Source organism: Pedobacter nototheniae (assembly GCF_032678625.1).
GTDB lineage: Bacteria > Bacteroidota > Bacteroidia > Sphingobacteriales > Sphingobacteriaceae > Pedobacter > Pedobacter nototheniae_A.
Window position 1 is genome coordinate 1,092,462 of sequence record NZ_JAVTSO010000001.1, and the last position, 14,209, is coordinate 1,106,670.

The 14,209-nt window shown below is 37.3% G+C and carries 12 protein-coding genes; 4 read left to right on the forward strand and 8 right to left on the reverse strand.

What is annotated here, in order from left to right; translation table 11 throughout:
- The first annotated feature begins 66 nt into the window (after positions 1 to 66).
- From R2Q77_RS04965 to R2Q77_RS04975, 3 genes are all read left to right on the forward strand, one after another.
- Positions 67 to 1,548 (forward strand): xylulokinase, encoded by a 1,482-nt coding sequence (locus R2Q77_RS04965; RefSeq protein WP_316802750.1) that lies wholly within the window; start codon positions 67 to 69, stop codon positions 1,546 to 1,548.
- A 13-nt stretch (positions 1,549 to 1,561) separates the two neighbouring features.
- Positions 1,562 to 2,893: a xylose isomerase gene (xylA, locus tag R2Q77_RS04970; RefSeq protein WP_316802602.1), complete on the forward strand. Its 1,332-nt coding sequence runs from the start codon at positions 1,562 to 1,564 to the stop codon at positions 2,891 to 2,893.
- Positions 2,894 to 3,024: 131 nt separating this feature from the next.
- The gene (locus R2Q77_RS04975; RefSeq protein WP_316802603.1) at positions 3,025 to 4,701 is read left to right on the forward strand and encodes a sodium/sugar symporter; all 1,677 of its coding nucleotides are present in this window, start codon (positions 3,025 to 3,027) and stop codon (positions 4,699 to 4,701) included.
- Between the two features lie 98 nt (positions 4,702 to 4,799).
- Here R2Q77_RS04975 and R2Q77_RS04980 read toward each other — a convergent pair whose 3' ends face one another.
- From R2Q77_RS04980 to R2Q77_RS05010, 7 genes are all read right to left on the reverse strand, one after another.
- Entirely contained in the window at positions 4,800 to 5,183 is a 384-nt protein-coding gene (locus R2Q77_RS04980) for a hypothetical protein (protein ID WP_316802604.1), read from the reverse strand.
- A gap of 2 nt (positions 5,184 to 5,185) precedes the next feature.
- Complete coding sequence (locus R2Q77_RS04985; protein ID WP_316802605.1) at positions 5,186 to 6,418, reverse strand: ABC transporter permease; 1,233 nt, start codon at positions 6,416 to 6,418, stop codon at positions 5,186 to 5,188.
- 82 nt (positions 6,419 to 6,500) lie between these two features.
- Positions 6,501 to 7,139, reverse strand: a complete 639-nt coding sequence (locus R2Q77_RS04990) for an MBL fold metallo-hydrolase (protein WP_316802606.1) — start codon at positions 7,137 to 7,139, stop codon at positions 6,501 to 6,503.
- Positions 7,140 to 7,151: 12 nt separating this feature from the next.
- Positions 7,152 to 7,739, reverse strand: coding sequence for a gliding motility lipoprotein GldD (gene gldD, locus R2Q77_RS04995; RefSeq protein WP_316802607.1), 588 nt, complete (start codon positions 7,737 to 7,739; stop codon positions 7,152 to 7,154).
- A 74-nt stretch (positions 7,740 to 7,813) separates the two neighbouring features.
- Complete coding sequence (aroE, locus tag R2Q77_RS05000; protein ID WP_316802608.1) at positions 7,814 to 8,557, reverse strand: shikimate dehydrogenase; 744 nt, start codon at positions 8,555 to 8,557, stop codon at positions 7,814 to 7,816.
- Between the two features lie 74 nt (positions 8,558 to 8,631).
- Positions 8,632 to 9,399: a phosphosulfolactate synthase gene (locus tag R2Q77_RS05005; protein ID WP_316802609.1), complete on the reverse strand. Its 768-nt coding sequence runs from the start codon at positions 9,397 to 9,399 to the stop codon at positions 8,632 to 8,634.
- 60 nt (positions 9,400 to 9,459) lie between these two features.
- The gene (locus R2Q77_RS05010; protein ID WP_316802610.1) at positions 9,460 to 10,863 is read right to left on the reverse strand and encodes a tetratricopeptide repeat protein; all 1,404 of its coding nucleotides are present in this window, start codon (positions 10,861 to 10,863) and stop codon (positions 9,460 to 9,462) included.
- Positions 10,864 to 11,112: 249 nt separating this feature from the next.
- On the opposite strand from R2Q77_RS05010, the gene R2Q77_RS05015 reads away from it, so the two are divergent.
- The gene (locus R2Q77_RS05015; RefSeq protein WP_316802611.1) at positions 11,113 to 11,571 is read left to right on the forward strand and encodes a nuclear transport factor 2 family protein; all 459 of its coding nucleotides are present in this window, start codon (positions 11,113 to 11,115) and stop codon (positions 11,569 to 11,571) included.
- Positions 11,572 to 11,655: 84 nt separating this feature from the next.
- Here the strand turns inward: R2Q77_RS05015 and R2Q77_RS05020 are convergent, their stop codons facing one another.
- Positions 11,656 to 14,160, reverse strand: coding sequence for a M1 family metallopeptidase (locus R2Q77_RS05020; protein ID WP_316802612.1), 2,505 nt, complete (start codon positions 14,158 to 14,160; stop codon positions 11,656 to 11,658).
- Positions 14,161 to 14,209 lie beyond the last annotated feature (49 nt).

A 14,209-nucleotide genomic window follows, 5' to 3' on the forward strand; every position in this document is an offset into this window, starting at 1 on the left:
TTAAATAATTTACATCTATATTTATGCAACCGTTTGCATAACCAAATATAAAATCTCATAATGCCCATGTATTTATTAGGTATTGATATAGGCACCTCGTCTATTAAAGTTTCCGTGGTTGAGGTGGATTCACGAAAAAGTGTGGCTTCAGTTCAATTTCCGGAAGAGGAAACAGAAATTAAATCCATTCATCCTGGCTGGGCAGAGCAATCTCCTGCAGATTGGTGGTATAATACGCAACAAGCGATCTTAAAGTTAAACTCGGGCGCTTTATTTAACCCAAAAGATATTAAAGCAATAGGAATTGCCTATCAGATGCATGGATTGGTTGTGGTTGACCGTGATCAGAATGTTTTGCGTGATAGCATTATCTGGTGCGATAGCCGGGCAGTGGCACTTGGTGATGCCGCTTTTAATGCCATAGGACAAAAAGAATGTTTACAGCATTTGCTTAATTCGCCCGGTAATTTCACCGCATCTAAACTGGCTTGGGTAAAAAATAACGAACCTCATATTTATAGCCGGATTGATAAAATAATGTTGCCTGGTGATTTTATTGCCATGAAACTGACAGGTGAAATTACATCCAGCATATCTTCTTTATCCGAAGGTATTTTTTGGGATTTTAAAAAGGATCAAATCTCCACAGAAGTAATGGACTACTTTGGTTTGGATAGAAGTTTTATTCCCGAAATTAAACCACTTTTTTCTGAACACGGTTATTTAAAAGCAGGTATTGCTCGGTTATTAGGGCTTTCGGCAGGTATTCCGGTTTCTTATAAAGCAGGCGATCAACCGAATAATGCTTTGTCTTTAAATGTACTTAAACCGGGCGAGGTTGCCGCAACCGCAGGTACATCGGGTGTAATTTATGGCGTTAGTGATGCGCTTACTTACGATCCTCAATCGAGGGTAAATACCTTTGCACATGTAACTTATGCTAAAGAAAATAAGCATACCGGTGTTTTACTGTGCATTAATGGCACCGGAAGCATGTATCGATGGGCAAAAGATCAGTTCGCTTCTAAAATGTCCTATACAGAACTTAATCAACTCGCTTCAAAATCGCCGGTTGGCAGCAAAGGATTAATGGTTTTACCTTTTGGGAACGGAGCAGAGCGGATGCTTAACAACCAGTATACAGGTGCCCAATTGATTGGTATAAATTTAAATACGCATAAGCAGGCCGATATATTTAGGGCGGTACAGGAAGGTATTGCATTTGCTTTTAGGTACGGATTAGATATTATGCGCGAAAACGGAATGAAACCTAAAGTTATTCGCGCCGGAAAAGCCAATCTTTTTTTAAGTGATGTATTTGCGCAGGCCTTTGTTGATGTAACGGGTATTCCGTTGGAATTGCACGAAAACGACGGAAGTGTTGGAGCTGCCCTGGGGGCAGGAATTGGGGCTAAAATTTTTACCAGTGCTGCTGATGCCTTTACCGATCATAAAATTCAAAAATATATTGAACCCCAAAATGTAAACTTTTATAATGAAGTTTATCAGGACTGGAAAGAAATTTTAAATAAAACCTTAAACAAATAGAATCATAAACACCATGACCAAAGTAGTAACAGGAACCCATGAATTTTTTAAAGGCATTAATCAAATTCAGTTTGAAGGCTTACAGAGCGATAATCCTTTAGCGTTTAGATGGTATGATGCAAACAAATTAATTGCAGGAAAAACAATGGCATCGCATTTTAAGTTTGCCTGCGCTTATTGGCATTCATTTAATGGTAATGGAAGCGATCCGTTTGGAGGAGGAACTCATATTTTTCCCTGGGATGAAAAAAAAGATGCTGTAGAAAGAGCTAAAGATAAAATGGATGCTGCTTTTGAATTTATTACTAAAATGCAATTGCCCTATTATTGTTTTCACGATGTTGATATGGTGGATTATGGCGACGATGTTGCGGAGAATGAACGGAGGTTGCAAACCCTGGTTGAGTATGCCAAGCAAAAGCAGGCTGATAGTGGAGTGAAATTGCTTTGGGGAACTGCAAATTTGTTCAGTCATAAACGTTATATGAATGGGGCTGCAACCAACCCTGATTTCCATGTATTGGCACACGGCGCCGCGCAGGTAAAAGCAGCACTGGATGCAACCATAGCCCTTGGAGGCGAAAACTATGTTTTCTGGGGCGGCAGAGAAGGGTATATGACTTTGCTAAATACCAATATGAAGCGCGAACAGGAGCATTTAGCCCGCTTTTTACATACCGCAAAGGATTACGCCAGGAAACAGGGCTTTAAAGGAACTTTTTTTATTGAACCTAAACCCTGTGAACCTTCCAAACACCAATACGATTACGATGCCGCAACGGTTAAAGGTTTTTTACAACAATACGATTTACTGGCTGATTTTAAGCTAAACCTCGAAGTAAACCACGCCACGTTAGCCGGCCATACTTTTCAGCATGAATTGCAGGTTGCTGCAGACAGTGGTTTATTGGGCTCAATTGATGCCAACCGTGGCGATTATCAAAATGGCTGGGATACCGATCAGTTCCCAAATGATATAAATGAACTAACGGAGGCGATGTTAATTATTTTGGAAGGCGGTGGCCTGCAGGGCGGCGGGGTAAATTTTGATGCTAAAATCCGCCGTAATTCTACCGATCCTAAAGATTTGTTTTATGCGCATGTGGGAGGAATGGATATTTTTGCACGAGCTTTAATTACTGCTGATGCCATTCTTCAAAAATCTGATTATAGGAAAACCAGGACAGACCGATATGCCTCTTTCGACACAGGTAAGGGGGCTGATTTTGAGCAAGGGAAACTTGGTTTAGAAGATTTAAGAAATTATGCCGCTGAAAACGGTGAACCAGAAGTAAGGAGTGGCAAACAGGAATATCTGGAAAACATTATAAACCGATACATTTAGCCGGAACATCAAAAATAAGTTTGAGGCATTTAATATTTGTTTTATAGCATAACTTTTATGTTAAAAACAAATATTATTTTGATGAATTTATTACATTTAGAACTCGAAACCAAATAACTCCTAACCAAAAAATGAAACACAACCTCCTTGATACGAAGGATTACATTGTATTCTTAATCTACTTTATTATTGTGGCGGCCTATGGCTTGTACATCTACAACAAGAAAAAATCTGCATCCACAGGCTCAAAAGACTATTTTTTAGCAGAAGGATCTTTAACCTGGTGGGCTATTGGCGCATCATTAATCGCTTCCAATATTTCTGCCGAACAGTTTATAGGTATGAGTGGTTCGGGCTTTAAAATGGGGCTGGCTATTGCTACTTACGAGTGGATGGCTGCGGCAACTTTAATTGTTGTTGCTGTATTCTTTATTCCGGTTTATCTTAAAAATAAGATCTCCACCATGCCTCAGTTCCTGCACCAGCGGTATAATGGTACTGTGGCCATGATTATGGCTGTTTTTTGGCTTTTACTTTATGTAGTGGTTAATTTAACTTCAATCTTATACCTGGGCGCCCTGGCTGTAAGCAGTATTTCTGGCTTTAACCTGGAATTTTGTATGTATGCCATCGCTATTTTTGCAATTATCATTACGCTTGGCGGCATGAAGGTAATTGGTTATACAGATGTTATTCAGGTTTTCTTTTTGATTCTTGGAGGCTTAGCCACTACCTATCTGGCCTTGAACCTGGTATCTGATCATTATGGAACTAAAGGAATTTTAGACGGGTATAGCTTAATGACCAGTAAAGCTTCAGAACATTTCCATATGATTTTAAAACCTGACAATGAGAATTACATTGACTTACCAGGTTTAAGCGTACTGGTTGGTGGTATGTGGATTGTGAACTTAAATTATTGGGGCTGTAACCAATACATTACCCAGCGGGCACTTGGTGCAGATTTGAAAACGGCCAGAAGCGGTATTTTATTTGCTGCATTTTTAAAACTTTTAATGCCAATTATTGTGGTACTTCCGGGTATTGCAGCTTATGTTTTATACAAAGATGGTGCATTTCAAACGGAGATGCTACAAGGAGGCAGCGTAAATCCTGATCGTGCTTACCCTGTTTTATTAAACTTATTACCAGCAGGGTTAAAAGGGCTTTCATTTGCCGCATTAACGGCTGCAGTAGTAGCTTCGCTTGCAGGTAAAGCCAATAGTATAGCCACCATTTTTACGCTTGATATTTATAAAAAAGTATTAAAACCCGAGGCTACTGAAAAAAACCTCGTTGTTACCGGAAAAATAGCAATTGTTGTTGCTATGGCATTGGGGGTAATTATTGCGCCGCATTTAGGGATCGATAAAAAAGGTGGCTTCCAGTATATACAGGAATATACAGGTTTTGTATCTCCTGGTATTTTTGCCATGTTTATATTGGGCTTCTTTTGGAAAAAAACAACTTCAAATGCAGCACTTTTTGCAACCATTGGAGGTTTTGGTCTTTCTCTTCTACTTAAATTCTTACCTGGATGGACAGATTTATCTTTCTTGTCGGGCATGGGATTCTCAGTAAAAAATTCAATAGGAATTTACGAAATACCATTTATTGACAGGATGGGTTTTGTGTTTGTATTCTGTATTATTGGTATGTACATTATAAGTATGATCGAAAATAAACAAGGTAAAGAGAATAAAGGACTGGAAATAGATGCGAAAATGTTTAAAACCACAACAGGGTTTGCCGTTGGTGCACTATTGGTTATTGGTTTAATTACTGCGCTTTATACCATTTACTGGTAGGCTAAAAGTGAATTAATTTTCATTAATCACCACTCATTATAAAATTAAAAAGGCTTCTCAAATTGATTGAGAAGCCTTTCTTTTTATAAATATAATCCTTATTGAGAACAAGGACCGTCGGGAATTTCTTTAGTAATTTTAAGTACTTTGGTTACCACAAGTGTCGAATCGAAATCATCAGAAACTGTTGCGGTATCTGATTTGGCAAAATAGCCTTGTAATTCTACATAAACGGGTTCATATGGTTTTTCGAAATTAAGATTGCTGTAAGATAGTTCTAAATTTTTAACGCTGTCGGCAACCCAATATTCGCGGCCATCTTCACATAAAGTAAAAGATTTCATCTCAGGGCCAAAAGTATAAAGACCTTTAACCGTTTTAATGTTGCTTTTTCCTTCAACGGATTTATCTGTTCTATTACAAGCGGTAACAGCCACACCAAGGAGCATAACAAATACAGTTGCTTGTTTAAATAATTTCATGTTTAAATAGTTTGATTAATTTGGCTTATCTTCTTTACGCTCAAATTAGCTGACAAAGCAGATGCCAAAAATGAAAAAATACCTACAGTAATGAATACTAAAACAAAATCTTTCCATTTTAACGCTATAGGATAGGCACTTATTAATGTTGTGTTTTCTTCTCCCATTTTTATAATACCCGTATAATGTTGGAAAAGGCAGAAAATTAGTCCGATGATGAGCCCCAATATACATCCTGACATGGTTATCATCATTCCTTCAAATAGGAATATTTTTTTGATCAGTTTCTTTTCTGCACCTAAACTACTTAAGATGGCAATATCTTTTAATTTATCAATTACCAACATAGTTAATGAGCCTATTATATTAAATATAGCAATAATTAATATAAAAGTAAGAATAACATACACTGCCCATTTTTCAGTATTTAGAATGTGATACAGCGATTTGTTTTGTTCTGCACGGTTTTTTACTTCAAAGGTTTTACCAAGTTTTGTGGCTGTTTCTTCCTGGAAACGATCTACATCCGTGCCTGGCTGCAGGTTTATTTCTATTGACGAGACATCTTTTTCTTCACCTAAAAGTTCTCTGGCAAACTCAAGAGGCACAATTATACCATTGTCAAACTCTTGCTGAACCTCAAAAACACCACTTACCCGGATGCTCTTTATAACAAAATCATCCGCAGGGTTAATGTTGCTTACCGAAATGTTCTTTTTAGGTGAATATATTTCCAGCTCTGTAAAAGGATCTACGGTATTTACAGCTAAATAACTTTGCAAAGCTGATCCTATTACTGCATTATAGCCGCTCTGGTTGTGCAAAATAAAACGGCCTTCTTTAATGGTACTGTCCAGTTTATCATTTTTAAGGTAATCAAAACTTACACCTTTTACCATGCCCACTGCTTGTTTATTATTGTATTTTAACAAGGCATTTTCCTGTAAAACCTCAGTAAAAGAATATACATCTTTATGGATTCGAAGCTGGTTGAAATAAGCTGTATTTGGATTAAATGTTTTGCCCTTTGCCGGTGTAATGGCAATTTGAGGTGTAATGGTATTAAACATGTTCAGTACCACGGTTTCAAAACCATTAAATACCGAAAGGATAATCAGCAGCGCTGCACTGCCCACCATTACACCAACCATTGATATCCCTGATATCAGATTGATTGCATTGGTTGATTTCTTTGCAAACAAATACCTTTTGGCGATGTAAAATGGCGTATTCACGGGATAAAGATAGTTAAAATGAAAGATGGAAAATGAATGGGGCGAAATGCAGCCCTTTTAAGTTCCTCCACTTCCACTTACATTAAAAAAATGGGTTATGTTGTTTTTCAAATCCAATGGATGTTGCAGTGCCATGTCCAGGATATACCTTACAATCGTCGGGAAGTAAAAATAGTTTTTCTTTAATGCTTTGAAGCAATTGCTGATGGTTTCCCCCTGGCAAATCAGTACGGCCAATGCTGCCATAAAACAATACATCACCACCAATCAAAAAATGATCGGCCTTGCTGTAAAAGCAAAGATGTGCAGGCGAATGGCCGGGAGCAAAAATAAGCTCTAAAGTACTGTGGCCAAAATTAACGGTTCCTGTTTCGGGTAGGAAAGTATCGGGCTCAGGCGAAAGTTCGTAACGGGTAAAACCCATTTGTGGGGCATAACCAGGTATTGCATGCAAAATTGGTAATTCTCCACTATGAAACTGTGGTTTTAGCCCCCAGGTATCAAAAATAAATTTATTGCCAAATACATGGTCTAAATGGCAATGTGTGTTTAACAATAAAACAGGTTTAAGCGCTTCTGCCTTTATAAAGTTGGCCAACTCATTTTGTTCCGATCCATCGTACATCCCCGGATCAATGATGGTACATTCTTTTGTTTCATCATACAAAACGTATGTATTTTCACTATACGCGTTAAACGTAAATATTTTAATGCTAATCATATTTGCTAAAGCTTAATTCTTCCACCTAAACGTAGAAATCATTTGATCGATATCTTTTTTAATAAATTTAACAACCGGTTCTATTGAATCGTATTGCGGCCGTTCATTAAAATAAAGTGCCCCCCTGAAATAATGCTTGGTACTGTCGGTTAGGAAAAACTGCACGGATGAGGCGGTGTTCCCTTCAATTGAATAATAAATTCCATAAACCTTATTTTCAGGATAACTGATCATTTTCTGATCAATAGCACTGGCTTTAATGGTGTGTTTAAAAGCGAGTTTTCTGGCGTCTTCTACCATTTCATCGTATTCAGATTTATTGGCTACATCGTAATAAGTGAGGTGTAAAAAACCATTAAACTGTTTAAAATGTAAATTATACCAGTATTTTTCTGCGTTTTTGCCTGCATCACTTTCCATGATGGCATATACCGGATAATTGAAGGTATAAGGAGCTGCGCTATTAAACGGCTGGTATTTTTTTTCCGGATAAACAATTCTGAAATATGCCTTTGGCTTTGGAGCATAGGAATTATTTTGGCAGGAGTCCATAAATAAAACGAGTATGACGGAAGCGAAAATTAAATCTCTTGTTTTCATTATTTTAATCATACTTTATGATTTATAAACCCTTTTACAATGTGTAAGGTAGGTATTTAAGGGTAAATATAAATTTAGCTGCTCCAAATTTCCCATGCCTTTTCTGCCTGGTGATATAACATTTCCAATCCATTTTTAATTTTGGCACCGCGGGCCGCCGCCTTACCTAAAAAAGCAGTTTCTAATGGATTATATACAATGTCGTAAGCCAAGTGCTTTGAGCCCAATAAAGAATAATCGATCTCCGGATAAGTATCTACATTTGGCGACATGCCAAGGGGTGTTGTATTGATTAATAAAGTATGGGATTGTATAACCTCAGCAGTTAAATCCTGGTATAAAACCGTGCCTGGTGTTTTCCGGCGTACAACGGTAATAAATTCTATATTTAACTTATTTAAAACGTACTTTATGGCTTTTGTAGCACCTCCATCTCCAAATACAAGTGCTTTGGTATGGTGAGATTCAAGCAGCGGTTTTAGAGATTCTTCGAAACCGTAGGCATCTGTATTATATCCTTTCAGGTAATTTTCTCCATCATTATTTTTGATGCAGATACAGTTAACCGCGCCAATTTCTTTGGCAACTTCATCAACCTCATTTAAGAAAGGCATTACATTTACCTTATGCGGAATAGTTACATTTAGCCCGCAAAGCGTGGGATCGTTTGCCAGCAAATCGGTAATGGAATTTATATGCGCTATTGGATAAAGCTCATACTGATAATCTTTAAGGCCTTCGTTTAAGAATTTTTCAGTAAAATATTTTTTTGAGAAGGAATGAGAAAGCGGATATCCGATTAAACCGTAGGTTTTCATTGTTGTAAAAATTTCGCTATTGCGAAGAATGAAGCAATTTAAAGCATTCGTTCCCCGCAATAACGGTAATACTATTATTTTCCTAAATTAAGGAAATGATCAAAGGTATCTCCACGTAAGCCTAAACGAATGGTTTCTAAAGGAATAACTTCTGCCGGAGCAATATTACCCAGGTTTACATTTGTGCCGATAAGTTTGATAAACCAAACTTGTTGTTCTTTTTGCGGAGCTTCCCAGATGATGCTTTCTTCCGGAATTTGGGTCAGAATCTCATCTACCAATCCTTCTCTTACTTCTCCACTACCTCTGTAAATACCTACATTTCCACCTTCGCGGGCTTCAGCAATTACTTTCCACGAACCGGCTTCCATTTCTGCTTTCATTAATTTAATCCATTTGTATGGCGCAAATATTTTAGCAGCATCTTTACTTCCAACTTCAGAAATTACAGTGACCTGTTTGGCCAGCTTACTGATAAAATCACACTTAATATCGTGCTCAATTTCAATTGATCCATCAGAAACTTCAGCGTATTCCATTCCGTACTGGTCTAAAACCCGTTGATAATCATCAAACTGATTACGGATAATAAACGCTTCGAATAAAGTGCCTCCAAAATAAGTTGGTATTCCTGCACTTTTATATAAAGCTAATTTCTCTTTAAGGTTTGGGGTAACATGACTTGTAGCCCAGCCCAGTTTAACAATATCTGTATGTACACCGGCAACTTCAATAAAGTCTTCTACCTGGCGCAGGCTTAATCCCTTGTCCATAACCATTGTTAGGCCTTTTTGGCGTGGTTTTTCTGGACGTTCAGGGACGTTTAATAATGGGTAATTCATATAGTGTACAAAAGTGAAAAAAAAATCGAGATTAATTGTCAATTTTTTTTAACAAGCTTATTAGCGAATGTATCGGTTTATAACGTTAAGAATTGCACTGTTATCCTGTAATTGCGGTAAATATTCAAATAAAATATAATGCTTTTCAGGATCAGTGGTTAAAGCGGTTTCCAGGTATTCAAGCGCATCGCCATAACTGCCTAAAGCAAAAAGATAGGCCACCATGCGGTAATATAATTCTGCAGCTTCCGGATTGTTTTTAATTGCTTCAGACATCGTTTCTGATGCTTCGCGCAATTTGCCTTGTTCGTATAAAACGGTACTAAAATCCAGCCAGGCTTCAATATCAAGTGGGTTGTATTCTAATACTTTTTCATAGGCTTCTATAGATTCATCAATCTGGCCCAGTTTATAATAAGCATCTGCCATGGCAAACCAAAAATCAGGATTTTCAGCTTCCAGTTCGATGGCTTTTTTATAAAAATGCAAGGATTCGAAATAACGTTCTTCGTGATTTAAAGTTACGCCAATGCCGAACCAGGCATCGGCCATCTTTGGATCCATTTTAACCGATTTCTTATAGTAAGAACGGGCTTCATCCATTTGCTCCAATTTCTCATAACACTCTCCAATAGCGCAATAAGTATCTGCATTGGGTTGCTCGTACTCAAAAGTATGTTTGTAAACCGTTATGGCTTCGTCGTACTTATCCAGTTGTACCAGTGCATTGCCTTTGTTAAAATAAGCAGAACTAAAATCTTCCTTAATTAAAATGGCGTAATCATAAGCGTCAATAGCTTTTTCCCACAAACTGAGTTTATGGTAGCTGTTGCCTAAATTATACCATGCCGCATAAGAATAAGGATCTGTATCAATATATTGCTGATAAAATTTGATGCTTTCTTCCTGTTTGTCTAAAACATCATAACAAAAAGCCAGTTCGTATAAACCGTCCTGATTTTCCATATTTTGCTCTAAACTTAGCTTAATATAGGTAATCGCACTTTCGTAATCAGACATGCTTTGATAAACATAAGCCATTTGCAACAAAATTTCATCTGTACTTTCGGCCAAACCCAGGGCTTTTTCATAATTTTCAAGCGCCTCGGCATAACGTTCGGTGTTTTGAAAAATATTACCGCGTAACAAATAAATATCAGGTTCTGATGGCTCAAGCAATTCAGCCTTTTGCAAAGCCATAAAAGCCTGCTCGTGGTTGTTGGTTAAAATATAAAGATGAGCTTGTTTGATTAAGAAAACAGTTGCATATGGGTGCTGGCTTACTGCATAATCAACTACCTGTAAAGCTTTAACCGGATCGTTTTTCTCAATGTAAAAATCTACTATATATTCAAAAGCATGCGCATCAAAAAAATACTGGTCCTTATTTCGGATCATCTCTTCGTAACGCTCTACTGAACGTTGCGCATCTTCGTTGGATTCAAAAAAGAATTCTTCTTCCATATCGTTATCATTAAAGAACCGTGCCAATTGCAGAAAAACAACATTATAAGTTTACAATATTTAATTATTCGTTTTAAAAATAATTATTAACATTAGTCTTTACGACAGATGTAAATACCTGAATATAAACTGTATTGATTGTGATTAAGATGTGTGAATAATCAAATGATTTTTGCAGCATCGCGGTTCCATTTCCCTACTTTTACAAAAGTAACATAAATTTATTCTAAAATCAGTAATTAAGAAGTCATGAAAAGAATAGTCATTTCTGCCTTGTTTTTAATACTTTTTGCGCCGAAATTATTTGCTCAAACCGGCGAGGAAGAATTGGTTAAGGCAGCCGTTAACAAGTTATTTACAGGGATGAGAACTGCGGATAGTACCCTGGCGCATACGGCTTTTGCCAATGGCAGTTTAATGCAGACCATTGTTAATAAAGAGGGAAAAGTTTCTGTTAAAACGGAATCGGTTAATGCGTTTTTAAAAATTATCGGTACACCTCGTAAAGAAAAATACGATGAAAGGATTGTTTTTACTAAAGTACTAATTGATGGCGCTTTAGCAAGCGTATGGACCGATTACAAGTTTTATGTAGACGATAAATTCAGCCATTGTGGAGTTAATTCTTTCCAGTTGGTAAAAGGAGAAGCCGGCTGGCAAATTGTTTATGTAATTGATACGAGGCGGAAAGATGCCTGTAAAGAATAATTCCTCCTGCCATTCCTGAGCCTACCGAAGCATCTTATATTAAGGTATTCCGGTAGGCTCAATGTGACAGAATTTTGGGTTAAATTATTTATTGTTTAAATCAGCGGCTGCTTTTTTAAATAAATCTGCTTGTTTTTCAAGATTGGCTTTAACATCTCCACTGGCTGATGAAGCTTGTTTTGTTTTAGTCTGAACAGTTGAATTATAAGCTTCGGCCAATTGTTTTGCTAAACCAGATAGCTTTAAACGGGCGATTACATCACTTATATTTTTAATCCCTTTTTCGGATATAGCCGGGTTTGTGTTTCTGGAAAGGTATTGGTAATACGCCCCAATTGTAGCATATACTTTATTTCTGTCCCCATTAGCCATAATATTTTCAAAAAATGGCTGGTGTGCATCGGCAGGTTCACTCACATATAAAGCAGCAATAGAAGGTGCTATATGGTCTTTTGTATCCTGATCAAACTGTGCCAAAGCAGCAATGCTTTCTTGCGGGGCAAGTTTAGCTAAACCTCCAATAGAAGCTGCAATTACTTTGTACGACCTGTCTTTTAGTCCATCTGTTAATAAAGATTTATAAGATGCATCTCCGGTTGCCGCTAATTTTGAAATGGCAGCCGATCTTACATCTGTGCTCTTATCAGTTTTTGCCAATTGAATTAAAATAGGCAATGCAGAGGTTTTTACCTGTGCATCTGTTAAGTTAAGGCCCCGGATGCTCATTACCTTTAAATTGGCAGCCTGATCTTTTAAGCCGCTTAACAATAATTCCTGGGCTTTTGCCTCTTTACTTTTTGAGGCAAAACCTAAGGCTTTTATCCGGTTTGCAAAACTTGGCGCATTTTTATATTGGAAATAATAATTTTCGAGCGTTTTATTATCCTGAACCTCTCCTACCAATATTTTATCTGCGTCAAGGTCAATTAAATCAGGTTTGCTGCTTACTTCAAAACTAAAGCTTTGTTCCCGGCTATCTATTAAAATATCTTTGCTTATTTTTTTTCCACCGGCATAAATATCAACTTTTAGAGGCAGATTGAAAACCTGAACTGAACTATCCTGAATTTGTTTAACCTTAATTATTGCTTTACCGTTATCATAACTGTAGTCGACATTCAGAATTGGGTGGCCACCATTATAATACCATTGATTAAAATAAGGGCTCCAATCTTTTCCGGTTACATCTTCCATAGCCAAACGCAGTTGATGAGTTTCGCCGTTTTTGAAAGCATTTGTCGTTAGATAACGGTTTAAAGATTTGAAGAAAGCTGCATCGCCCATTTGGTTTTTAAGTGCGTACAAAATGATTGATCCTTTAGCATAGCTGATGTTATCAAACATGTCTTCTTTATCGTTGTAATGGAAACGCGCCAATACCGGGCTTTCGCCATCTTTGGTTGAACCTAAATAAGATTGTAGCTTTTCGTAACGCGACTGATCTTCGGCATCTTTTCCAGCATCGTGCCCATGCCAGATTACTTCGCCAAAAGTGGCAAAAGATTCGTTCATGGTTAAGTTAGACCACGATTCTGCTGTTACATAATCTCCAAACCATTGGTGGAAAAGTTCATGGGCAATGGTGCCTTCTTCGTTTCCATCCAATAATTCGCGGTCTGTTTTTTGAACATGTTCTCCATGCAAAGTGGCTGTTGTGTTTTCCATTGCACCCGAAACATAATCGCGGCCCACAATTTGTGAATACTTATTCCATGGATAATCCAAGCCTAAAGTTGTGCTGTAAAACTGTATCATATCTGGTGTTTTACCAAAAATCTGTTTTGCATAAGGTGCATATTTTGGTTCTAAGTAGTAGTTCACTTCTTTTCCTTTCCAGGTATCTTTGGTTATTTTGAAATCGCCTACAGCCATCATAAATAAATAAGGTGAATGTGGTAAATCCATTTTCCAAGTATCGGTACGGGTTCCGTTTGCATTGGCTTTTTGCGTAACCAACTTACCGTTAGAAAGCGTTACGTATTTCGATTGTACAGTCATCGAAATTTCTGCCGTTGTTTTCTGATCTGGTTTATCTATAGTTGGAAACCAGGCTGATGAAGATTCAGTTTCGCCCTGGGTCCAAATTTGAGTAGGTTTATTTTTATCACTGCCATCCGGATTAATAAAATACAATCCTTTTGCATCCGTAATTGCAGCACTACCCTTTACTTTAAGCTCATCAGGCTTTGCTGTGTAAGCAATGTAAACCGTGTATTTTTCGGTGTTGGTGTATTTTTTATTTAAAGTAATGTATAGTTTATTGTCGTTGTAGCTATATTTTAAAGGCGTATTTCCTTTTAAGCCAACCAAAGAAACCTCTTTAATGTCCATGCCCTGCGCATCAAGAGTTAAAGAGTCTGTTGCATAGAAATGAGGCTTTAAAGTTACCCACTCCTTACCATACAGGTAGCGCTTTGCGTAATCAAAAGAAACATCCAGTTTGGTATGTACAAGATCGTTTACTTTGGTAGCAGTAACGCGATAAATTTTTAAATTATCTTTTGCTTCGGGTTGTGTTTGTGCTTTTAAGCCCGTAGCATACGATAAGCCTATAGCTATTAAGCCATAAAGCATGAAATGCTTTTTCATATTTTAATATTTATTTAAAGGGTTATTGGATAAGGGTAACGACTCAAAG